The sequence below is a fragment of the Thiocapsa sp. genome, assembly GCF_018399035.1.
Taxonomy (GTDB): domain Bacteria; phylum Pseudomonadota; class Gammaproteobacteria; order Chromatiales; family Chromatiaceae; genus Thiocapsa.
Genome location: NZ_CP073760.1, coordinates 1178291 through 1200699 on the forward strand (window position 1 = coordinate 1178291; position 22409 = coordinate 1200699).

The following is a 22409-nucleotide window of genomic DNA, read 5'->3' on the forward strand; positions in this document are numbered from 1 at the left end:
AGCAGCAAGCAATTGACCGCCAAGGGCGTACCACACACCCGCCATGGCGGTTTTTTCAGCGGCGCAGGGCATCCGACTCCACCTCGCGATAGGGAATCGCATCGTGCTCGAGCCGTTCGCGCAGGGCATCCATCGCCGCGTCGATTCCGCCGCGCCCGCGAAAACCCAACCGAATGTGGGCATCATCGCCCAAATGAGGCAGGCTGAAGAGCTTGAGTCCCGGGAACCGATCGCCGAGATCGCGCATCACGGGGATCAGGCTGCTTTCCGGAGTATCGAAAAGCTCGAACGCTCGCTCCTGCACCAGGTCCGAGACACCGTAGGACCGATCCAGGACCCATTGCGCCATCGGCCAGGCCATCTGGGGAAAACCCGGCAGAAACCAGTGCCCGCGCAGCGAAAAGCCCGGGATCCGGTTGATCGGATTCGGAATCAGGTCGCACCCGGCAGGCAGATCCGCCATGAGGATACGGTTGGGATAGGCCTCCGCACCGAACTTCGCCTCGAGCAGTGCTTTGGCTTCGGGATGACGCACCAGCTCCAAACCGACCGCGGTCGCGGCGCATGCGCGGGTGTGATCGTCGGGCGTCGCGCCGATCCCGCCGCACACGAAAACGGGATCGGGGCGCCCCATCGAGAAGCGCAGATGTGCGACCAACACCTCCGGGTCATCCGGGAGCAGCCAGTGCCACGCCAGCTCCTGTCCGCGCTCGCCGACCATCCTTTTGAAGGCATTCAGATGGGCATCGACACGCGTGCCCTCGAGGATCTCGTCGCCGATGACGATGAGGCCGAAGGCCGTCGGGGGGCAGCTCGGAGATGCGGACATGGGGGATGGGCCCTTAGGTTGTCGATGCTTCGGCTCATCGTAGCATTCCAGGCCAACCCTCGGGCACTCGCTCGGGGACAGCGGCGGTCTCAAGGCGGGGGACAGCAACGCCGCCCTTGCCGATCGCGCCAACACACATCCGGACGGTTTTCCCCTCCTCGAGTACGCATGGCAGACCCTGTTCCTACACAGCCTGGCGGGGTTCGGCGACGGGCTTGCCTCCAACGTCTTCGGCATCGCCAAGCAGGACATGTTTATCGCGACCGCCTTTCCGGGCATGACCCCGCCGCAGGTGGAAACGACCCTGGACGCGCTGTGCTCCCATGCCTATGACCTGCGGTACTCGGAGACCGAAAGCTTGTAGCGCTGGATCAGCCGGTAGATATTGCGTTCGCTCACACCCAGCACCTCCGCCACCTTGGCCCGGTGCCCACTCTGCTTGGCGAGCTGCAGGCGCAGGTACTCGGCCTCCAGCTGCTCTAGGGTCGGCTCGTGCTCGAAGCTCAGGGTCACCTTGACGCTGTTCTCTTCGTTGCCCGCCCCGAAGGCCAGGTGCTCCGGGCGGATGCTGCTGCTGTCCCGGGAGAGGATGATCGCCCGCTCGACCACGTTGCGTAGCTCACGAACATTGCCTGGCCAATCGTAGGCGGTGAGCCGGCGGATCGCCTCGGACGCCAGGGACTTATTGATGCGCTTGGAGAAATTGTGGTTCTGGATGAAGTGGGTGGCGAGATAGGGGATGTCGTCGCGCCGGGACCTCAGCGGCGGGACCTCGACCACGAAGGTGCTGAGCCGGTAGTAGAGGTCGGACCGGAAGCCGCCTTGACGGCTCATGGCGGCGAGGTCCCGGTTGGTGGCGGCCACCACGCGGATGTTGGCTTGAAGGTCCTTGGTGCCGCCCAGGCGACGGAACACGCCGGTCTCCAGGACGCGTAGCAGCTTGGCCTGGATGGCGGGCTCGATCTCGCCGATCTCGTCCAGGAACAGGGTGCCCCCCTCGGCCCCCTCGATCAGGCCACGCTTCTGGCGGTCGGCGCCGGTGAAGGCGCCGCGCTCGTGGCCGAACAGCTCAGACTCGAAAAGCTTCTCCTGCAGGGTGCAGCAGTCCACAGCCACAAAGTTGCGCCCGGCCCGCTCGCTCGCCTCGTGCACCGCCCGGGCTACCAACTCCTTGCCCGAGCCGCTCTCCCCCTGGATCAGCACGTTGATGTTGCTCGGACCGACCGCGGCGATGGTCTCCTTGACCCGGAGCAGGGCCGCGCTCACGCCGATCATGAAGCTCGTCGCCCCCTCTTTGGCCTGGAGGCGGCGCCGGCAGAACTGGTGGTCGCGGCGCAGCGCCGTGTGCTCCAGGGCACGTTGCACCACCAGGGACAGTTCCTCAGGGCTTGCGGGCTTCAACAGATACTCAAAGGCCCCGGCCTTCATGGCGGCGACGGCGCTGCGCACCGAGCCGAAGGCGGTCAGCAGGATCACCGGCTGGTGCTTGACGATGTCTCCCAGGCGATCGAGGGTGTCGCCGTCAGGTAGGCGCATATCCGTGATGATGAGGTGGGGCTCGTGGCGTGCCAGGTACTCGTCCGCTTCACGCCAGGTCCCAACGTTGGTGACCTCGTGGCCCTGGCTGGCGAGTTGGTGGACCATCATGCGCCCGAGCACGGCGTCGTCCTCGATGATGAGAATGTGCGCGCTCATGGGCTTTCCCCCGGCTCCAGGTCAGCATCCGGGAAGGTGACGGTCACCCGGCATCCCCGTCCGAGCCCGCTGTCGATACGAATGGTACCGCCATGGCTTTCCACCAAACTCTTGGTAATGGGCAGCCCCAATCCGGTGCCGGCGCTGCCGTCCGCACGACAGCTGAAAAACGGCTCGAAGATGCGGACCTGGTCACGGGCGTCGATCCCCACGCCGGTGTCTTCGAACCCGATCACCACCTCGCCGCTGGCGCGGGTGAAGCGCACCGCGAGCTCTCCCCCATCGGGCATCGCGTGACAGGCGTTCTGGGCCAGATTGAGTGCCATCATGCGGATCTCGCTGTCGGTGGCCAGCACACGCAGGGGCGTCGGCTGATCGGCCACAAGGCGGATGCCGACCTTGCACGACTCGGCCTCCCAGGCCAGCAGCGAAAGCGTCTCGGCCACCACCCGGTCCACCTCCACCAGCTCCTGGACGGGCGATGGCGGCACGCTGAGGTGCAGGAGGCGTTCGGTCACCTGGCTGCACTTGACCACTTCTTGATCGACCAGCGTCAGGTATTCGGTGAGCCGCTCACGGTTTGGCGGGGTCTCGGCGGCCGCGCGTTCTGCCGCATTCAGGGCCAGGCGTACGGACGATAGAGGGTTGTGGATCTCGTGGGCAACGCCCGCGGCGAGGCGACCCAGCTCGGAGAGGTGCTGCTCGTGAGAGAAGCGCACCTCCTGCTCCAGATCGCGGATGGATTCGACCACCAGGAGCTCGTCGTGGCCCTCGCGGGCGATCCGCATGGGGGCGGCGTAGAGCTCCACGCCCAGCTTGCTTCCGTCGCTTCGGGTGTGTTGGTGGATGGTGCGCAGGGGAGTGCCGGTGCGGGCAATCTCCCGCACGGGGCACGTGACGAGGGTCTCGGCGCAGGGGGCCTCCCGAGCATGCGTGGCGGCGTGGCACAGGGTGGGTGCCGGCGAGTCCAATGCCAGACCGAGCTGATTGCGGTAAGTGGCGTTGGCGAGCACCACGCGGAAGTCTTGGTCGATGACCCGGATGCCGTCGGGCACGGCGTCGATCAACTGCTGGAGGAAACGCTCCTTTTGCTCGATGTCCCGGATCTTTCCCTGCAGGGAGTCCGCCATGGCGTTGAAGCCCTCCCCGAGCGAGGCAAGCTCGTCCCCCTCGGCGAGCGTCGCCCGAGCGGCCAGGTCTCCGCCGGCCAAGCGCGCGCTCACCGCCGTGAGCTGATGCACCGGCCGCAGGACGAATCGGCCCATGAACCACCAGCCGCCGGCGAGATTGAGCAGCACGATGAGGGCGCCAGCCCCCATCAACAGCAGCGTCGTGGAGCGCGCTTGGGCGCCGATGACCTCCGCATCCAGGTCTACCAGGAGAAAACCGTTGATCGGTCGGTCGCTTGCGGAGCCGTGGCACTCCCGGCAGGCGTCCCGGTTGGGGACCGGGTTGATGCTGCGCACCAGCGGGCGCCCGTCCGCTGCGGTAATAATCTCAGTCACCATACCGTTCAAGGGACCCGGGCCGAGAGCCAGCTGTTTGCCCACGGATGCGGGATCGGTGGCGACACGGATCAAGCCCTGGGTGGTGGCAATCATCGCCCCGTGGATCCCCGGCTGCTCCCCAAGCCGGGCGACGATGTGCTGGAGGCCGTCCAAGTCGCGCTTGAGCATGGCGTTCTCCAGGGAGATCTGGAGCAGGCGGGTGACCTGGACGTTGGCGTTTGTGCGCTCTCGGGCGATCTGATCCCGGTACAGACCAACGAATAGCACCAGGAACACCAGGGAGCTGGCGACCAGTCCGGCGGCGGTGCCCAGGGCGAATTTTGTGTTGAGGCTATGAGCCGTTCTTCTCATCGTCTTGTGGCTCCGTCCGCGGACGTGGCTCTCTGCGGACTCTTATCACTGCCGACTGTATTGCATCAGGCTTGGATTTGCCAAATTGTCAGGCCGTTGGGCGTGGCGACGATGGCTCGCTTCTGCTCTATCCCCGGGTTGATGAGCCGGCGGCCCCAACGAAGCGACCGGTCGAGGTGTGCCCCGGCGAGGTGGCTAGCCTGGTCCGGGAGGGCAGGATCTCCCTGCCCGTCGACGGCCCGGACGGGGCGCGGACCATCGCCGCGTCCTGGCTCGCCGGGGTGGAGGGCCCCTCTGGGTTTGCGCTCCCTTGACCGCCGTCGGCCCGGATTCGCGGGCCGGTGGGCCGCAGCCTCCCTTCGCCAACTCGGTCGCCCGGCACAGGGCCGCTCCGTCCCGCCGCCCTGACAGACAGTCAGGTTCCCTGCTTCACTCCGACCGATACCCGGCGGGGTGCCGGCTGGATCGGGTAAGCAGTTGATCCAGCCATTGAAGTTTCCAGCTTGTGCCCGTTTCTCAGGCATCCATCCGACGCCCAACAGCCGACGCACCGCGTGAGTCGAGTGACAAACCGTCAGGCGGCGCCGGGGCGGGTCGCATCTCGGGGCGGGTCGCCATAACAAAAGTAATGGATTTTAATGAGAAAATTCCATTCTTTGGCGCCTGGCATTCCGTTTGCTGAATAGGCCGCAACCGACCGCAAACGACCCGGGACCGAACTCGCGGCGCGGACGACTGCCGGGCCGCTGGAGGGCGGATGCTACCTGAGCCGCCCGGGTAGAGCGGCCGGCCAGCCTCCGCCCGGGCTCCCGGGTCCCAATCGGCTGCATGCCCACAGCCACACGAGGACCAGGAGATGACCAGCAGACTGTTGACGCTTCTCGGACTAGCCGCCGCGTGTGGCGGCTGGTCCGGCGCTTTGCTCGCCGAGGGCGGCCAGCCCATCGCCGGCCTGCAACCATCCCAGCGCCCGGAGGGCGCGCCCGTGATCCGCGAGGTACACAGGGAGCCCGATTGGTACACCCGAGCGCTCACCGGGATCAGCCAGCCCTACCCGGCCAGCCTGCGGTTCCTTGAGGACCAGGGCAACTGGTACACCCCCTTCAACCGGCCCGGCATGACCGGCCGTTACGACATCCGTGGCTGGCACGAGCAGTGACGGGCGAGTCCCCTCAGGGAGTCTGCCTGTCGAGGAGACGGTAGAAGGAACGACCGCAGGCCCCGGCCGCCTGTCGTCGGGGAGATAAGGTCCGGCCGAGCGTGGTGAGCGCGCAGGTCCGGGCAAAATCCGGGAGGCCGCAGGGGGAGAGGCGCCGGGTCCTTCGAGAAATCACCAAGAGAGACGACATGAAGAACACACTGATGAGGTTCAAGAAAGCCGCCGTCGCTACCGTGGTCGGGCTGGCCCTGGCCGGTAGTGCGACGGCGGCTGACAGTATGGGCGGCATGTCCGGCATGTCCGGCATGTCCGGCATGGGTGGCATGGGCGGCATGTCGGGGATGTCCGGCATGGGTGGCATGGGCGGCATGTCGGGGATGTCCGGCATGGGTGGCATGGGCGGCATGTCGGGGATGTCCGGCATGGGCGGCATGGGTGGGATGTCCGGCATGAGCGGCATGAGCGGCATGTCCGGCTACTTCCAGATCACGCCTGACGGGCAAATCTTCTTCTATCCCGCCGGCATGTCCGGCATGTCCGGCATGGGCGGCATGTCCGGCATGTCCGGTATGGGCGGCATGTCCGGTATGGGCGGCATGTCCGGTATGGGCGGCATGTCCGGCATGGGCGGCATGTCCGGCATGTCCGGCATGGACGGTATGTCCGGCATGGGCGGGTGGGTCTGGATGCCTTCACGTATGTTCGGCATGGGCGGCATGTCCGGTATGGGCGGCATGTCCGGTATGTCCGGTATGGGCGGCATGTCCGGCATGTCCGGTATGGGCGGCATGTCCGGCATGGGCGGCATGGGCGGCATGTCCGGTATGTCCGGTATGGGCGGCATGTCCGGCATGTCCGGTATGGGCGGCATGAGCGGTATGTCCGGCTATTTCCAGATCACGCCTGAAGGCCAGATCTTCTTCTACCCGGCGGGTATGAGCGGCATGGGCGGCATGTCGGGCATGTCCGGCATGGGCGGCATGTCCGGCATGGGCGGCATGTCCGGCATGGGCGGCATGTCGGGGATGTCGGGCATGGGCGGCATGGGCGGCATGTCCGGTTGGACGCCTCCCGCTCAATAAGAACCCTTGGAGCGGCGACCGCCGCATCGGCACAGGGACGTGCTGGCTTTTTCCCGTCGGGGCCTTGCACCCGACCGTAGAGGATCCGCCCGATGAAGAGAGCGAGTCTGTTGACCCTGATCGTACTGGTCTGGGGTACGGGTCACGCCGAATCCGCTGACCCCAACGGGGCGGGCTACGATGCGGCCCGCTGGGACCCCATTCACTTTAAGCCCGCCATTCTCGAGGCGACCGACGAACAGTGCCTGGACTGCCACCGAGAGGTGCTCGAGAGTCGCATCCGCGAGGCGTCCCCCGCAGGGCTCAAGGCGGACCAGGCATTGGCCTGGTACCAGACCCTGGATACCTATCAGGGAGATCAGGAGACCTTTCACCGCCGTCACCTGGTGAGCGACTACGCGACTCAGGTCATGAGCCTCAAGTGCAACACCTGTCATCTGGGCAACGACCCCCGCGAGGAGACCGCTATGTCCCACGCCGGCGGTGACCCCACGCTGATCCAGCGCAAGCACGTGGAGCCGGAGGTGTGCCTCATGTGTCACGGCGGCTTCTCCTACCAGATCATGGCGGTACCGGGTCCATGGGCCGAGTACGGCGCAGCCTTCCAGGACAACTGCCTGCTGTGCCACGCGATTTTCCGCACCAACCGGCACCGGGTGAACTATCTCAAGGCCGATGCCATCGAGGCGCTCGCCAAAGAGAATAAGGACGGATGCTACGGCTGCCACGGCGGCCGCTCTTGGTACCGGATCAGCTTCCCCTATCCGCGCAACCCCTGGCCGGGCATGGCCGAGGCGGTGCCCGACTGGGCGAAGGGGCGTCCGACCGAATCCGAAGCCCGCTTCCTGGTCGGGGTGGAAGCGACCCCGGCGGCGGACAACGTGCAGGGTAACAAGCCATGAAAGACGAGCAGGATCTCCGCTTCCTCGACGCCCGCCTCAGCCTCACTCGACGCGGCTTTCTCAAAACCACGGCGGCCGCGGCCGCCGCCGTCGGCGCGGGGGGCCTAGTGCAGACGCGCGAGGCCCAGGGCTTCGCCTTCGAGCCCTATCCCCGCGACGATGAGCTCCAGACGGTGGTCACGAGCTGCGCCCACAACTGCGGCTCGCGCCACATGCTGGTCGCCCACAAGAAGGGCGACGTGATCGTGCGCATCTCCACGGACGACGGCCGCTACCAGCAGGGTGGCTTTTTCGGCAAGGACACCGAGGAGGAGCCGCAGGTGCGTGCGTGCCTGCGTGGGCGCTCCTACCGCCAGCGCCTCTACTCCGCGGAGCGGCTGCTCTACCCAATGGGCCGCGTCGGTAAGCGCGGCGAGGGGAAATTCAAACGCATCAGCTGGGACGAGGCACTGGACCATGTCGCCGACAAGATGATCGAGCTCAAGGACAAGTACGGGTCCACCGCTCTGCTCGACCAGAGCTACGCCGGGGCCTCTTACGGGGTGTTGCACAAGTCCGACCAGATCGAGGGCCTGCTGGGGCGCTTCCTCGGCATGTTCAGCTGCCGCACCAGCTCCTGGTCGGTGCCCTCCTACCAGGGCACCACCGCCAGCTCCCGCTGGACCTTCGGCACCATCGAGGACGGCAACGAGGACGACACCTTCGCTCACTCGAAGCTGATCATCATGTGGGGCTGGAATCCCGCCTACACCTTCCACGGCGGCAACACCTTCTACTACATGCGCCTAGCCAAGCAGAGGGGCTGCAAGTTCGTGCTGGTGGACCCTCAGTACACGGACTCCGCCGCCAGCTACGACGCCTGGTGGATCCCGATCAGGCCCAATACCGACGCGGCCATGATGGCGGGGATGGCCCACTACATCTTCGCCAACGGCCTGCAGGATCAGGACTTCATCAACCGCTTCTGCCATGGCATGGATGCGGGGACCATGCCGGACTGGGCGAGCGGCAGCCCCAACGGCCAGGAGAACTTCCGCGACTACATCCTGGGCACCGACGACGGCCAGCCCAAGACCCCGGAGTGGGCGGCTCAGATCTGCGGGGTGAGCGCCGAGGACATCAAGAAGCTCGCCCACCTGTACGCCTCCACCAAGCCGGCGGCGCTGAAGGCCTCCTGGGCCCCGGGACGCAACGCGTACGGGGAGCAGTACAACCGCATGGGGGCGGCGCTGCAGGCCATGACCGGCAACATCGGGGTACTCGGCGGGTCCGCCGAAGGCGTCGGCAAGGCCTGGCACGCGGAGGCGGTGGCCTATCCCTACGATCAGTTCTCCAACATCTGGTTCTCATCGATCAAGTCCGACCGCTGGGCCCACTGCGTGCTGAACTATCCCAATGTTCAGCGCGAGGAAATCGGGTTGTGGCCGCGGCAGGACGAGATGGACGGCGTCATCCCCAACATCAAGGGGATCTTCTGGCACGGGTCGGACTGGTTCAACCAGCTCACCAATATCAACAAGGAAATCGAGGCCATCCAGAAGCTGGAGCTGGTGGTGTGCATGGACTCCACCATCACGCCCTCCGGGCTCTACGCCGACGTGCTGTTGCCGGTGGCCACCCACTTCGAGCGTCACGACGTAGCCCTGCCCTGGTACAAGGGCCACTACTACATCCACCGGCCTAAGGTGATCGAGCCGCTGGGGGAGTCGAAGAGCGACTTTCAGATCTTCACGGAGCTGGCCTACCGCATCGGCCAGCGCACCGGGATGGGGGACCGCTTCGGGCAGGCGTACAACCCCAAGGCGACCCGGGCTTACTGGCACGACCCCGACCCGGTGGAGGAGGCGTATCTTCGGGAGTGGTGGGAGAACAAGGTCATGCCCAACCATCAGGTGGACATGCCCTGGGAGGAGTTCAAGCAGCACGGCGTCTACAAGTTCAAGCTGGCCCAGCCGCACGTCGCCTTCCGCGACCAGATCGAGAACGGTGCCGCCTTCCAGACCCCCTCGGGCAAGATCGAGATTCTGTCCACCACGCTCGCCCAGATCAGTGACTGGACCCGGACCATGTACGGCTATCACATCCCGTCGATCCCCAAGTGGATCGAGCCCTGGGAGTCCCTCAACAGCCCGAAAACGGCGAGGCACCCCTTCCACCTGATCTCCCCGCACCCGCGCTGGCGGACCCACTCCATCTTCAACAACTGCGCCTGGCTGCGGGAGACCTACGAGCAGGAGGTCACCATCAACACCGCCGACGCCAAACGACTGGGGATCGTCACCGGCGACACGGCGGAGCTTTGGAACGACCGGGGTCGCGTGGTGGTGCCGGTCTACGTTACCGAGCGCTGCATGCCGGGCGTCCTGGTGCTCCACGAGGGGGCCTGGATCGATCTCGACGAAAACGGGGTCGACCGATCCGGCAATCCGGACATGCTCACCCTGGACGAGCCGAGTCCCGCCGGGGCTTTCGCCTACAACACGGTGCTTTGCAACATCGCCAAGACCGACCTGACGCACCGTCCGGGCTGGGACCAGCTCGCGACATCTCGGGCGCACGTTTTCCGCCGTGATCTCTGAGCACGAATCGGATCTTGGTTCACCATGAACGCGAATGAACGCGAATGGCGGGGGCAACGGGTGCGGGCAACGGCTGGCCAGCAGGCCGTTCGTTGAGCGCTTCCCGGTCCCCGCGGCGTTCTCTGCGTCTCTGCGGTACACCTGCTTACCCGGCGGCAAGGGCTTATTGAGGATCGACCCATGGTTGACGAGAACGACAAGACGACGATCAAAGAGGCCATCAAGCGCCGCAAGCGCGAGGTGTACAAGCCGGTGGTGCCCGAGATGCAACTCGGTTTCGTGCACCACAACGTGGATTGTATCGGCTGCCGTGCCTGCGAGATTGCCTGTAAGGACAAGAACGGGCTGTCTGCCGGGCCGCGCTTTCGCCGGGTGCAGTATGTGGAGGGCGGGATCTACCCGGACGTCTATGCCTACAAGGTCAACGTCTCCTGCAATCACTGCGCGGAGCCGGCCTGCCTGCCCGCTTGTCCCACCGGGGCCATCTGGAAGCGGGCGGACAACGGCATCGTGGATATCGACTCGACGCTGTGCATTGGCTGCCGCCGGTGCGAGGCGACCTGTCCCTACGGCGCGCCCCAGTTCATCCCGGATCAGAACATCGTCTCCAAGTGCAATTTGTGCGTCGACGAGATCGAGGCGGGGCGCAAGCCCTACTGTGTGATGGCCTGCATGATGCGGGTGCTCGACGTCGGCCCGATCGACCTGCTGCGCGCGAATGTCCAGGAAACCAAGGCCATCGGCCCCGGGGAGGAACCGGTGCGGGCAGTGAAGAATTTCGCTAACCCGGAGTTGACCAACCCATCCATCGTGTTCGTGGCCCACAGTAAGGGAAAGGTGGAGAGCTGAGTGCCGTGCTAAACCGCGCCCAGTGCGGTATGCGATGTTTTTGGATGGGATCGGCCCCGGCGGATTTCAGAGCCGCTGGAGCTGGCGCGGTTTAAAGTATTAAAAAATATAAAATTTTAAACCGCGTCCCCCGCTAAGGGTCGTGGATTCACCAAACTTCGAACTCACTCGAAAGTGAGCATCTCGCTCTGGACGCGGTTTAGCTGACTCGCAAAACAATGCGCGAACCACAATCGAGGATGGAGGATAGGCCCATGAAGACCGGTACCCTGAAGCAGCGGATGCAAACCCTGGTGACGACAACCCTGACCGTCTTGGCCGCCTCGGGCAGCCTTGGCCTGGCCGAGGCGGAAGACACCCAGCCGGCAAGCCCGGCCCAGACGCAATCCAACGCCATGTCGGTGCAGAGCGCCCTCGAGGCCATGAAGGGCATGGGTGGCTACTATCGAAAAACCGCGGAGGGTGACGTGCTGCTCTTTCCCCTTGGGCAGGGGGATTCCTGGCAGAGGAACCATCCCGCGACCGGCGGTATGCAGGGCATGAGTGGTATGGAAGGCATGGAGGCGATGGGTGGGGTCAGCGGCTATTTCCACGTCCAGCCGTCGGGCCAGACCACCTTCTACCCCTATCCGGGCGTGCCGGTCGGGATGAGCGGAATGAGCGGAAGGCCAGCCGGGCATTAGCGATTGCCGGAGAACCATCTGCCTGATCGGGAAGGATTTTCATCTGCCTTCGGCGTCGCGTCGAAGGCGGGCAAACAGACCAATCGGCCCCGGGGAGGAACCGGTGCGGGCGGTGAAGAACTTCGCTCACCCGGAGTTGACCAGCCCCTCCATCCCGTTCATCCCCCCACAGCAAGGGTAAGGTGTCATGAATGCCGTTCTGCGAGCCGTCCCGCCCGAGGAGGGTACCCTCAAGCGCTTCTGCACAGTGGCGGCGGAGGACCTCGCCCTGCTCGCCCTGCTCCACGACCGGGAGCTGACCCCGGAGCTGCTGCTTTCCCTCTGGGAGCACTGCTACGAGGACTTCCTCGGGATTTCGCTGCGGACCCAGCGCGGGCGCCAGGCCGAGGAGCTGTTCCGGGAGGGGCTGACGGAGATCCCGGCGAGCCACAGCCAAGAGGCGATGGACCAGCTGGCCGCCGACTATGCAGACATCTACCTCAACCACGGCATCGGTGCCTCACCCTGCGAGTCGGTCTGGCTTGACGACGACCACCTCACCATGCAGGAGCCCATGTTCCGGGTGCGGGCCTGGTACCGTAGCCACGGCCTTGCAGTGGAGGACTGGCGCCGCCGAACGGACGACCACTTGGTCCATCAGCTGCGCTTTCTCGCGCACCTGATGACCGCGGAGGGCCCCGGGGAGGCGGCCCTGTCGGATGCGGCCCGGTTCCTGGACGAGCACCTGCTGCATTGGATCGACGCCTTCGCCGCCCGGGTCGCCACGCGCTGCGCGACCCGCTTCTACGCCGGGCTGGCCATGCTCACCGCGGCTTGGCTGGACGAGTTCCGGGACCTCCTCGCGGAGATCCTGGAGCAGCCCCGGCCGACCGCGGAGGAAATCGCCGAGCGCCTGAACGCGGCGTCGTCGGCCCCGGTCGAGGTGGCGGGCCCGTACGTTCCGGGCACCGCACCCGGCTGGTAGCGGTGAACTTATGGGGCGCCGGGCTCGCGTTGGATGACCTCCTGCCGGAGGTCGTCAGCGAACGTTGCGTCCATGCCCGGATGGCGCAGGCGACCTGCCGGGCCTGCGTTGATGCTTGCCCGCGCTCGGCCTGGGTGCTGGACGAAGAACGTCTCGGCATCGACGCGGCCCGCTGCGACGGCTGCGGCCTGTGCGCGCCGGCGTGTCCCGAGGGGGCAGTGCTGGAGCACTGGCGGCCACTGCGGCTGCGGGTCAACGGGGTCAAAGTCGCCTTCGCCGCCTGTGCGGAGGCGAAGGTGGACGGGGATGGGACATTCGTCCCCTGTCTTCACATCCTGGGAGTGCGCCGGCTGCTCGAGCTGCACCGCGATGGCGTGGGCCGGCTGGTGCTCGCCCGGGGCGATTGCGATGCCTGCCCTCGCGGGGGCGTCGTCCGCCTCGATCGAGCGCTGGGAGAGGTGAATCTGCTACTGCGGAGTCGTGGCCTGCCGTTGGTCGATTCAGCCTTTCTTCCGTCGGCGGCCTGGTCGGCAGAGCTGGCCGTGGCGCGTGCCAGCCACCGTCCCGAGGAGGTCGGCCGGCGGGCCTTCTTCCGCCGGGTGCTGACCGAGGCCACGGAACGGGCCGTGGACCTAGCCGAACGGGACGGGGAGGGGATGCCCTGCTTTGTACCTCCTGGACGGATCGTCCCCCGCAACGGGGAAGGATGCCTGAGCCTCAACGCCCCGCGTATCGACGAGGCAGGCTGCTCCGGTTGCGACGCCTGCGTCCGGCTCTGTCCCCATGAGGCGATCGCGCTCACCCCGGAAGGCTATCGCCTCGACCCGGACGGCTGCACCGGCTGTGGTATCTGCGTGGATGCCTGCAACCGGGGCGCGGTGCGGGTGGAGCGGCTCGCCGCCGACCCACAGACTCTAGTCCCCCTGGCGACCCGCCGCTGCCGCGCCTGCGGGGCCGATTTTCATCTGCCCGCCGCGCGTCCCGCGTCCGCCCGCTGTCCCATCTGTGCGAAGACATCACATCAGCGCCGGCTTTTCCAGGTGCTGGATTAGGAAGGCGCTGAACCTGGAAAGCGAGCGTTTTCATTCGATTGTGAATCTCCTCTAATGACGCGAATCGGAAATGCGGACCGTGTTGGCCTGTCGTTTGCTAGCGGTTACGGAAAAGCAGATCGAATGCCGTCCCGGCCTTTGATCAGCACGCACTCCAAGAGGCGCCAAACTTGGTGTGCTTCAGATTCAATGGCTTGCAGCCGTTGACTATGGCGGGGTATCCCGCGCGCGGGAAGCGCCGAGTTGATCGGCACTTCCCCGATCCGGCAGTTACCAACTCCACAGAAACGAGGAAGACATCCATGAAAATCAATAAGCTTGCGCTCACCCTGGGGCTTTTCGTTGCCACCTCCACTGCCATCGCGGACATGTCCGGCATGGGCGGCATGTCGGGGATGAGCGGCATGGGCGGGATGGGCGGCATGTCGGGGATGTCCGGCATGGGCGGCATGGGCGGCATGTCGGGGATGTCCGGCATGGGCGGGATGGGCGGCATGTCGGGGATGTCCGGCATGGGTGGGATGGGCGGCATGTCGGGGATGTCCGGCATGGGCGGCATGAGCGGCATGAGCGGCATGAGCGGCATGAGCGGCATGAGCGGCATGGCCGGGACCTATCACGTCACGCCCCAGGGCGTTCTGCTTCAGCCGGCGGGCATGAGTGGGATGTCCGGCATGAGCGGCATGTCCGGGATGGGCGGCATGTCCGGGATGGGCGGCATGTCCGGGATGTCCGGCATGGGCGGCATGGGCGGCATGTCCGGAATGAGCGGCATGGGCGGCATGGGCGGCATGTCGGGGATGCCCGGCATGGGTGGGATGGGCGGCATGTCGGGGATGTCCGGCATGGGTGGGATGGGCGGCATGTCGGGGATGTCCGGCATGGGTGGGATGGGCGGCATGTCGGGGATGTCCGGCATGTCCGGCATGGGCGGGATGCGCTGAGCCATTCCGGTCCGATCGCGGGCGCTCCAGGGAAGGGCGCCCGTTCTGGAGGTTGACGCAGGGATACCAGACCGACCGGGCCGGCGCCAACCGCCCGGGCCTGCCGCCGGAGGAGCAGGACTGCACCAACTGCCAGTTCGTCCTCGGCGAGGGTGAGTGGGTGGGCTGCACCCTCTTCCCCGGCAAGTCCGTGGCGGCCAAGGGCTGGTGCATATCCTGGATGCCCAAGCCTGCCGCCTGATCAGCTGCAGGTGGCATGGGGTCGGACTCCGGTCCGACCCCCGCGGTCTGGGACCCTGACCTGGTCGGGTTTGTCTGGCGCAGTTCGACCTGGAGGTCGAGCCCTTCATGCAGCTCGGGGAGAGACCTCGGCCTCGACCCTCACGGTCGCCGCGAAGATGCTCCAGGCGATTGGAAGGCGGCACGCGCAGAAAGTCGAGTGTGTCCGCCGCATCCAGGGCTTGCAGCTTGGCGTAGGCACGGCCGGGTGCGCAGCATGACGATTTGTCACAGCCAACAAGCAGCATGCGGTTAAGGCATGACGTGAAACGGCCTGTCGCTCATGGGAATCCGTGAGCGCATCGTTCAGGCGGGCATAGGACCGTCCGGACGCCCGTCAAGTGCCGCTTGGCTCACTGGACTCGCTGGCTTGATAGCGCCGCGCACAGGCTTACAAAGCCAACAGGTGGCCGAAGCAAAACGTCGCGCGTCGAAACCTAAGAAGACTTCCCTGACGAATCGTCAGATTGGCGACCCGCTCCACCGGAACAGATTATCCATTTGTTTTGGTTGACAAATGATGCGCCATTGTTGCTGATGGCAAGCTGAAGACACCCCAGCGACATGCCAAATAGGCGTAGACGCTTCGTCTCGGCCTCCGTTTACAGTCCTCTTTGGCCCGCCTAGATCGGAAAGACCGACAGACGATGCCTACCCGTCCAGTCAGTCCAGCCCCGAAAAGTCCCGTAATCGCGTCATTCATCGGCGGACTTGGCCTCAGGGGCGGAATGGACACTGTGTTTGTGGCATGCGCTATGCGTCAGGGGAAGGAGCCGATGCAGACACCCTGAATAGCCTTGTCGCATCGGCGTGGTCCCGGAAACCGGAATCGCAAACCGATGCTGGCACTGACGTATCGAGTGACTTACCCACACGAAAGGATGCGCCGATTCGGCGAAATAAAAGCACCACTTCGAACTGCCTAGTGGAGCATTGCAGAGATCCCGAGACCGTCCGAGATCATTGTCGTTGTCGTTGTCGTTGTCGTATCGATGGTCGACAACGACAACGACAACGACAACGAACGGGCTCGACACATCTGCCGTGCTGCAATAGTTCGTTCCACTAAGCACCCGCTCCGCCTGCGTACGGAGATCGCATGCCTGTCCGATGGTCGATCGCGCCTTGTCATTGGAGAGCCCAACAGTGAGACAGCTAAAGCTCATTGCCATCGCTGCCCTGTGCGTCCTAGCCTGGGTCAGCGTCGCCGCGGACACGCCCACGTCCGGTTACCGCAGCGCCACCTGGGATCCGATCCACTTCAAGCCGGCGATCGAGACAGCCACGGATGAGCAGTGCCTGACCTGCCACCGGGAGGTGCTGGAACGCCGCCCGAGACCGCAGACCATCTCCGGCGAGCCCAGCGGGGAGCTGCTCGCGTGGTACCAGACGCTCGACGGCTATCAGGGCGAGCAGGACACCTTCCATCGCCGCCACTTGGTCACCCCCGAGGCTAGGCGCTTGATGGATTTCCGGTGCAACACCTGCCACCAGGGCCACGATCCCAAAGAGGAGATCTCCGGCTCCGCGGACGACACGCAGCCCGGCATCCTGTCGCGCAGGAGTGTCGACCCGGACATCTGCCTCATGTGCCACGGTCAGTTCGACTGGAAGGTGATGGCGGGAGTCGCCGGCGATTGGCCCGAGGTCCGCGATCAGTTCAAGAACGACTGCGTCACCTGCCACCAGGAATACCGCACGGTCCGCCACCAGCTCAACTTCCTCGACGCCGGAGAGATCGAGCAGGCCGGCAAAGAGAGCAGCGACTCCTGTTACGGCTGCCATGGCGGCCGCGCCTGGTACGCGAAGCCGTATCCCTATGTCCGTCGCCCCTGGCTGGAGCGCATGCCGGAGGTCGATCCGGAATGGGCGCGCGGCCGCCAAACCGAATACGACGAGCGCTTCACTCGTTGACAAACCCGGAGTCCGCGAGAATGAGTATCGGTCAAGACATCGACGAGATCCTGTCGCGTTCACTCAAGATCAAGCGACGCAGCATACTCAAGGCCTGCGCCGCGGCGGCTGCCGCCATCGGTACCGGTGGATTAGTGCGCATCAAGGACGCCGCCGCTTTCGCCTATCGGGATTATCCCACCGACGACGCGCTGGAGACGGTGGTCACCAGCTGCGCACACAATTGCGGCTCGCGCCACGTGCTGGTGGCTCACAAGAAGGGCAACGTGATCGTGCGCCTTTCCTCCGACGACGGCACCCATCAACGGGGCGGCTGCTATGGGAAGGACACCGAGGAAGAGCCCCAACTTCGCGCCTGTCTGCGCGGCCGTGCCTATCGCGAGCGCATCTATTCCGCGGAGCGGCTGCTCTACCCCATGATCCGGGTGGGAGAGCGCGGGGAGGGGCGATTCCGGCGGGCTACCTGGGACGAGGCGCTGGAGCTGGTCTCCGACAAGCTGATCGCCATCAAGGAGCAGTATGGACACCAGGCGATCCTCGATCAGAGCTATGCCGGTGCCTCCTATGGCGTTTTGCACAAGTCGGACCAGATCGAGGGCCTCCAGGGCCGGCTCCTCGGCATGTTCGCCTGCCGGACCAGCTCCTGGTCAGTTCCCTCCTACCAGGGAACCACCACCAGCTCGCGCTGGACCTTCGGCACCATCGAGGACGGCAGCGAGGACGACACCTTCGCCCACTCGAAGCTGATGATCCTGTGGGGCTGGAACCCCGCCTTCACCTTCCACGGGGGGAATACCGTCTATTACATGCGCCTGGCCAAGCAGCGCGGCTGCAAGTTTGTCTGCATCGACCCGCAGTACACCGACACCGCGGCGGTCTTCGATGCCTGGTGGATTCCCATCCGGCCCGGAACGGACGCGGCCATGATGGCCGGCATGGCCCACTTCATCTTCTCCCGCGGGCTCCAGGACCAGCCCTTCATCGACAAATTCGTCCAGGGCATGGACCCGCGCAGCATGCCCGACTGGGCGGCCACGTCACCGAACGGGCGCGAAAGCTTCAAAGAGTACATCCTCGGCACCCACGATGGCCGGCCCAAGACGCCGGAATGGGCCGCCGAGATCTGCGGGGTCGCGGCGGCGGACATCGAGAAGCTCGCGCAGCTCTATGCCACCACCAAGCCCGCCGCCCTCAAGGCCTGCTGGGGTCCGGGGCGGGCGGCATACGGCGAGCAGTTCAACCGCATGGCCGCCGCGCTCCAGGCCATGACCGGGAACATCGGTGTCCTCGGCGGCTGCGCCGAGGGGGTCGGCAAGGCCTGGCACGCAGAGGGGGTCGCCCACCCCCACGATCAGTACTCGAACATCTGGTTCGCATCCATCAAGTCCGACCGCTGGGCCTATATCGTCAACAACTATCCCAACGTCAGCCGCGAGGAGGCCGGCCTCTGGCCGCGCGATGACGAACGCGACGGGGTGGTGCCGAACATCCGCGGAATCTTCTGGCAGGGCTCTGACTGGCTCAATCAGCTCACCAACATCAATGCCGAGATCGAGGCCATCAAGAAGCTCGACCTGGTGGTCTGCCTCGATCAGACGATCACCCCCTCCGGGCTCTATGCCGACGTGCTGCTGCCCATCTGCACCCATTTCGAGCGCCACGACGTGGCCCTGCCCTGGTACAAGGGCCACTACTACATCCATCGCCCCAAGGTGATCGAGCCCTTGGGAGAGTCGAAGACCGACTTCCAGGTCTTCACCGAGCTCGCCTACCGAATCGGCAACAAGACCGGGATGGGCGACCGGTTCGGGCAGGTCTACAACCCGCGCGCCACACGGGACTACTGGAACAACCCGGACCCGGTGGACGAGGCCTATCTGCGGGCCTGGTGGGATGACCGGGTCATGGCCCGCCAGCACGTCGAGATGCCCTGGAACGAGTTCAAACGACTGGGCATCTACAAGTTCAAGCTCGAGCGGCCTCACGTGGGCTTTCAGGACCAGATCGAGCAGGGCATCCCGTTCCCGACCGCGTCCGGGAAGATCGAGATCCTCTCCTCCGAGCTGGCCCGGATCGACGACTGGGCCAAGACCCAGTACGGCTATCCGATCCCGTCCATCCCCAAGTGGATCGAGCCGTTCGAGTCGCTCAACCATCACGAGAAGCGCAAGCGCCATCCCTATCACATGATCACGCCGCACCCGCGCAACCGCACCCACTCGATCTTCCACAATATCGCCAATCTCCAGGAGGCCTGTCCCCACGAGATGATGATCAACAGGGTCGACGCCCAGCGGCTTGGGTTGCGCACCGGGGAGGTGGTGGAGGTCTTCAACGACCGGGGACGGATCCTGGTGCCGGTCTATGTTTCCCAGCGCTGCATGCCCGGGGTGGTGGTCTGCCCCGAGGGAACCTGGATCGACCTCGACGACGAGGGCATCGACCGGGGCGGCAATCCCAATCTGCTCACCGCCGATGAGCCCAGCCCGGCCGGTTCGTTCGCCTACAACACCATCCTGGTGGACATCCGGAAAACCGTCCTGGAATTCCGACCCGGCTGGGATGAGTCGTCGGTGTCCCGCACCCACGTCTTCGGCCGGGACCTCTAGCGTGCGATTTGGGCCAAGGTTGCGAATGGAAGCCGCTCTCGACGTTCCGGCCGTGATGCCCCCGACTCGTGAATGGATGTTCACCATTCGTTGTCCTAGTCGTTGTCCTATTCGTTGTCGTTGTCGTTGTCGTAATCGTAATCGTAATCGTGGTCGCAGCCGGATCGATGGACGACAACGACAACGACCACGACAACGATCTCGGACGGTCTCGGAATCTCTGCATTGCTCCGCTAGTCCGTCCATCGTCTTCTTGGCCCGGAGCATGGGCTAGGCCGATTGAACAAACACGAAGGTCAGGCGAGCCGGCAGTCCCCCCCGAGGAGGAGAACCACCATGAAAGCCATCGCGGCAGTCCTGCCGCTCGTTCTCGCCATCGGTCCCGCCGCGGCCCTCGACATCGAGAACGCCAAGCGGATCAACCGGTCATGTGCCCTCTGTCACGGCAACTACGGCCAGGGCACACCCGGCACCATGTCCCCCAGGCTCGCCGGCCTGCCCGCCGGCTACCTGGCCAAGGAGCTACGCTTCTACCGCGACGGGGTCAGGCGTTACCCTCCCATGGTGATCGCGTCCAGCGTCGACTCCATGACCGACAAGGATATCGACGACATCTCCGAGTATCTGGCCGGGGTGAACCTGCGCACGCTCAATCTGCCGGAGATCCCTGCCTACACCAAAGGGGATGCCGAGCGGGGCGAGGACTACTTCATGGATGAATGCAAGGGCTGCCACCGCACCACGGGGCTGGGCAAGCCGGAGAAAGACATCCCGCCGCTGGCCGGCCAGTACGGCAGCTATCTGTTCAACCAAATGAAACGGTTCCAGGAAAAGGATCGCCATCACGATAACGACCCGGAAGACGAGACGTTCGACGGGCTGGAAGACGAAGCCCTGGACGATCTGGTCACCTTCCTCACCACACTCCCTGCCCACGGCCCCCTGGATAAGGTCGAACCCTTCAGCCTGCAGGCCGAATCGCCTCCGGAGAGTGAGATGACGGACGCGATGATCGCGCTGGGCACTGGCGGGACGACGGCCGCGGCGCAGGCGACGGGCGGGGCGCTCAAGGCGACGAAGATCGCCGGACGCTTCAAGGTGCTGCCGACCGGCGACATCCTGCTCACCCCCATCAACCAGGATATGCGCCCGGTGACCGGCCTCTCCGGCGACTTCGAGGTCACCGAGGACGGTCTGCTGTTCATTCCGAGGTGATCGCGGATTCCAGTCGGCGGCGTTCCCAAACGGGGGGTGGGACGCCGCATCCAGTGCTATCCTCCAAGGAGACAATTACGTGAAGCCACTCATTCGCCGCCTGATCGGCGCAGCCGTCGCGATCGTGGCCCTGGCTGCCTGGGCTCAGGACCGCCCCCAGGTGGAGATCCACGACATCTCCCAGACCGTTGTCAAGATGAGCCTTCAGGGCGGGGTGAGCATCGAGGACGCCAGCGCCGCGATGATGTCGAAGGCCGCGGAGCTCAATTGGAAGCTGGTCGGCCGTCAGGAGGTCCACGCGGAGATCCGGGCCCGGGGCGAGGAGTCCCCGCACCTGGAGATCCTCCAGTTTTGCGACCCGGACGACGCGGTCAAGATGGTGCGGATAGACCCCATCTACTCGGCCTACATGCCCTGCCGCATCGCGCTGGTCGAGGACACCCAGGGAAGGCCCTGGCTGTTCATGCTCAACCTGGACATGCTGATCAACAACACCTCGCTGCCCAACGACCTCCAGGAACTGGCGATACGGGTTAACCAGGCGATGCTGATCATCATGACGGCTGGGGCCACCGGCGAGTTCTGAGGTCATCGCCTCGGTCACCGTCCGGCTGGGGGCGGAACTTTCCGCCCTTTGCCGCTGGTGATCGGACGCAGGGCTTGCGGATCAGGTCTCGCAGATGGTCTGGCGCACGGCCTCGTGGGGCTCGGGCAGCCGCGTGACGCGGCACACCCCTCAAGTTTCAACGGATCTTCGCATGAACGACCAGACCCTCACCGACCCCTTTGGCCGACGCATTGCCTACCTGCGCCTGTCCGTCACCGACCGCTGCGACCTGCGCTGCGGCTATTGCCTGCCGAAAGGCTTCAAGGGGTTCGAGGAGCCCGAGCACTGGCTCACGTTCGAGGAAATCACCCGCGTCGTCGGCGCCTTCACCGCGCTGGGGGTGAGCCGTGTGCGCATCACCGGCGGCGAGCCGCTGGTGCGACGCAACCTGCCCGAGCTGGCCGCCGGGCTGTCGGCGCTGTCCGGCCTGGATGATCTCTCCATCTCCAGCAACTGCACCCGCATGGAGTCGCTCGCCGAGCCGCTCTATCGTGCCGGCGTGCGCCGGCTCAATGTCAGCCTCGACAGCCTGCGCCCCGAGGTCTTCAAGCAGGTCACCGGCGGGGATCTCGACAAGGTGCTGCGCGGCATCGCGGCGGCACGCGCGGTCGGCTTCGCCCCGATTCGCGTCAATACCGTCGCGATGCGCGGTGTGAACGACGCGGAGATCGAGGACATCCTCGGCTACTGCGCGGACAACGGCTTCACGCTACGCCTGATCGAGACCATGCCGATGGGCGCGACCGGTCAAGCCGCGCGGGATCAGTATCTCGATCTCCAGACGGTGCGTCGCCGCCTGGAGCAGCGATTCACGCTGATTCCGGACATCCTTCCCGGCGGCGGCCCGGCGCGCTACTTCCGCCTCGGCGCGACCGAGACCCGGATCGGCTTCATCACCCCGATCTCGCAGCATTTCTGCGAGACCTGCAACCGAGTACGCCTCACGGTCGACGGCACCCTGTATCTGTGTCTCGGTCAGGACAGCAGCTACGCGCTGCGACCGCTGCTGCGCGACAGCATCGGGGATGACGAACTGCTTGAGCATCTGAAACGCGCCATTATCTTGAAACCCGAGCGTCACGAGTTCAATGAGCGCCCGGAGAAGGTCATCCGATTCATGTCGATGACGGGCGGATGAAGCGGGTCTCTGAAGCGCGAGAAAGGGGCCATAGGCCCCTTTGCGATACC

18 protein-coding genes are annotated in these 22409 nt (G+C 65.3%); 15 read left to right on the top strand and 3 right to left on the bottom strand.

Annotation, left to right across the window (positions count from 1 at the left end; all coding sequences use genetic code 11):
- Nucleotides 1-55: 55 nt before the first annotated feature.
- The 3 genes from KFB96_RS05400 to KFB96_RS05410 all read right to left on the bottom strand — a co-directional run bounded on the left by KFB96_RS05400 (nt 56) and on the right by KFB96_RS05410 (nt 4383).
- Complete coding sequence (locus tag KFB96_RS05400) at nt 56-829, bottom strand: molybdopterin-binding protein (protein ID WP_213459638.1); 774 nt, start codon at nt 827-829, stop codon at nt 56-58.
- Between the two features lie 327 nt (nt 830-1156).
- Complete coding sequence (locus KFB96_RS05405; protein WP_213459640.1) at nt 1157-2524, bottom strand: sigma-54 dependent transcriptional regulator; 1368 nt, start codon at nt 2522-2524, stop codon at nt 1157-1159.
- Nucleotides 2521-4383 carry an ATP-binding protein gene (locus KFB96_RS05410; RefSeq protein WP_213459642.1) on the bottom strand — a complete coding sequence of 621 codons (1863 nt, stop codon included), beginning with the start codon at nt 4381-4383 and terminating at the stop codon, nt 2521-2523. Before KFB96_RS05410 ends, KFB96_RS05405 begins: the two co-directional genes overlap by 4 nt.
- Before the next feature lie 856 nt (nt 4384-5239).
- On the opposite strand from KFB96_RS05410, the gene KFB96_RS05415 reads away from it, so the two are divergent.
- The 15 genes from KFB96_RS05415 (at nt 5240) to moaA (ending at nt 22359) form a co-directional block, all read left to right on the top strand.
- Nucleotides 5240-5542 carry a hypothetical protein gene (locus tag KFB96_RS05415; RefSeq protein WP_213459644.1) on the top strand — a complete coding sequence of 101 codons (303 nt, stop codon included), beginning with the start codon at nt 5240-5242 and terminating at the stop codon, nt 5540-5542.
- Between the two features lie 188 nt (nt 5543-5730).
- The gene (locus tag KFB96_RS05420; protein WP_213459646.1) at nt 5731-6624 is read left to right on the top strand and encodes a hypothetical protein; all 894 of its coding nucleotides are present in this window, start codon (nt 5731-5733) and stop codon (nt 6622-6624) included.
- 92 nt (nt 6625-6716) lie between these two features.
- Nucleotides 6717-7526 (top strand): hypothetical protein, encoded by an 810-nt coding sequence (locus KFB96_RS05425; protein WP_213459648.1) that lies wholly within the window; start codon nt 6717-6719, stop codon nt 7524-7526.
- Nucleotides 7523-10105 carry a molybdopterin-dependent oxidoreductase gene (locus KFB96_RS05430; RefSeq protein ID WP_213459650.1) on the top strand — a complete coding sequence of 861 codons (2583 nt, stop codon included), beginning with the start codon at nt 7523-7525 and terminating at the stop codon, nt 10103-10105. Before KFB96_RS05425 ends, KFB96_RS05430 begins: the two co-directional genes overlap by 4 nt.
- A 180-nt stretch (nt 10106-10285) precedes the next feature.
- Entirely contained in the window at nt 10286-10954 is a 669-nt protein-coding gene (locus tag KFB96_RS05435) for a 4Fe-4S dicluster domain-containing protein (RefSeq protein WP_213459652.1), read from the top strand.
- Between the two features lie 254 nt (nt 10955-11208).
- A complete protein-coding gene (locus tag KFB96_RS05440; RefSeq protein ID WP_213459654.1) occupies nt 11209-11637 on the top strand; it encodes a hypothetical protein in 429 nt (142 codons plus the stop codon).
- 187 nt (nt 11638-11824) lie between these two features.
- Nucleotides 11825-12601 (top strand): molecular chaperone, encoded by a 777-nt coding sequence (locus KFB96_RS05445; protein ID WP_213459656.1) that lies wholly within the window; start codon nt 11825-11827, stop codon nt 12599-12601.
- Nucleotides 12602-12603: 2 nt separating this feature from the next.
- On the top strand, nt 12604-13653 hold the full coding sequence (locus KFB96_RS05450) for a DUF362 domain-containing protein (protein ID WP_213459658.1): 1050 nt from the start codon (nt 12604-12606) through the stop codon (nt 13651-13653).
- A gap of 302 nt (nt 13654-13955) precedes the next feature.
- Nucleotides 13956-14597, top strand: coding sequence for a hypothetical protein (locus KFB96_RS05455; RefSeq protein ID WP_213459660.1), 642 nt, complete (start codon nt 13956-13958; stop codon nt 14595-14597).
- Between the two features lie 52 nt (nt 14598-14649).
- Nucleotides 14650-14838, top strand: a complete 189-nt coding sequence (locus tag KFB96_RS05460) for a high-potential iron-sulfur protein (RefSeq protein WP_300971324.1) — start codon at nt 14650-14652, stop codon at nt 14836-14838.
- A gap of 1184 nt (nt 14839-16022) precedes the next feature.
- Nucleotides 16023-16790, top strand: a complete 768-nt coding sequence (locus KFB96_RS05465) for a hypothetical protein (RefSeq protein WP_213459662.1) — start codon at nt 16023-16025, stop codon at nt 16788-16790.
- A 20-nt stretch (nt 16791-16810) separates the two neighbouring features.
- The gene (locus tag KFB96_RS05470) at nt 16811-19399 is read left to right on the top strand and encodes a molybdopterin-dependent oxidoreductase (RefSeq protein ID WP_213459663.1); all 2589 of its coding nucleotides are present in this window, start codon (nt 16811-16813) and stop codon (nt 19397-19399) included.
- A 336-nt stretch (nt 19400-19735) separates the two neighbouring features.
- Entirely contained in the window at nt 19736-20614 is an 879-nt protein-coding gene (locus KFB96_RS05475) for a c-type cytochrome (RefSeq protein ID WP_213459665.1), read from the top strand.
- A gap of 79 nt (nt 20615-20693) precedes the next feature.
- Nucleotides 20694-21200, top strand: a complete 507-nt coding sequence (locus KFB96_RS05480) for a DUF302 domain-containing protein (protein ID WP_213459667.1) — start codon at nt 20694-20696, stop codon at nt 21198-21200.
- Nucleotides 21201-21372: 172 nt separating this feature from the next.
- On the top strand, nt 21373-22359 hold the full coding sequence (moaA, locus tag KFB96_RS05485; protein WP_213501788.1) for a GTP 3',8-cyclase MoaA: 987 nt from the start codon (nt 21373-21375) through the stop codon (nt 22357-22359).
- Nucleotides 22360-22409: the final 50 nt, after the last annotated feature.

Excerpts from the sequence above, each read along its gene's own strand:
- KFB96_RS05400 (WP_213459638.1), bottom strand. The coding sequence starts at position 829 with ATGTCCGCATCTCCGAGCTGCCCCCCGACGGCCTTCGGCCTCATCGTC.
- KFB96_RS05405 (WP_213459640.1), bottom strand. The coding sequence starts at position 2,524 with ATGAGCGCGCACATTCTCATCATCGAGGACGACGCCGTGCTCGGGCGC.
- KFB96_RS05410 (WP_213459642.1), bottom strand. The coding sequence starts at position 4,383 with ATGAGAAGAACGGCTCATAGCCTCAACACAAAATTCGCCCTGGGCACC.
- KFB96_RS05415 (WP_213459644.1), top strand. The coding sequence starts at position 5,240 with ATGACCAGCAGACTGTTGACGCTTCTCGGACTAGCCGCCGCGTGTGGC.
- KFB96_RS05420 (WP_213459646.1), top strand. The coding sequence starts at position 5,731 with ATGAAGAACACACTGATGAGGTTCAAGAAAGCCGCCGTCGCTACCGTG.
- KFB96_RS05425 (WP_213459648.1), top strand. The coding sequence starts at position 6,717 with ATGAAGAGAGCGAGTCTGTTGACCCTGATCGTACTGGTCTGGGGTACG.
- KFB96_RS05430 (WP_213459650.1), top strand. The coding sequence starts at position 7,523 with ATGAAAGACGAGCAGGATCTCCGCTTCCTCGACGCCCGCCTCAGCCTC.
- KFB96_RS05435 (WP_213459652.1), top strand. The coding sequence starts at position 10,286 with ATGGTTGACGAGAACGACAAGACGACGATCAAAGAGGCCATCAAGCGC.
- KFB96_RS05440 (WP_213459654.1), top strand. The coding sequence starts at position 11,209 with ATGAAGACCGGTACCCTGAAGCAGCGGATGCAAACCCTGGTGACGACA.
- KFB96_RS05445 (WP_213459656.1), top strand. The coding sequence starts at position 11,825 with ATGAATGCCGTTCTGCGAGCCGTCCCGCCCGAGGAGGGTACCCTCAAG.
- KFB96_RS05455 (WP_213459660.1), top strand. The coding sequence starts at position 13,956 with ATGAAAATCAATAAGCTTGCGCTCACCCTGGGGCTTTTCGTTGCCACC.
- KFB96_RS05470 (WP_213459663.1), top strand. The coding sequence starts at position 16,811 with ATGAGTATCGGTCAAGACATCGACGAGATCCTGTCGCGTTCACTCAAG.
- KFB96_RS05475 (WP_213459665.1), top strand. The coding sequence starts at position 19,736 with ATGAAAGCCATCGCGGCAGTCCTGCCGCTCGTTCTCGCCATCGGTCCC.
- moaA (WP_213501788.1), top strand. The coding sequence starts at position 21,373 with ATGAACGACCAGACCCTCACCGACCCCTTTGGCCGACGCATTGCCTAC.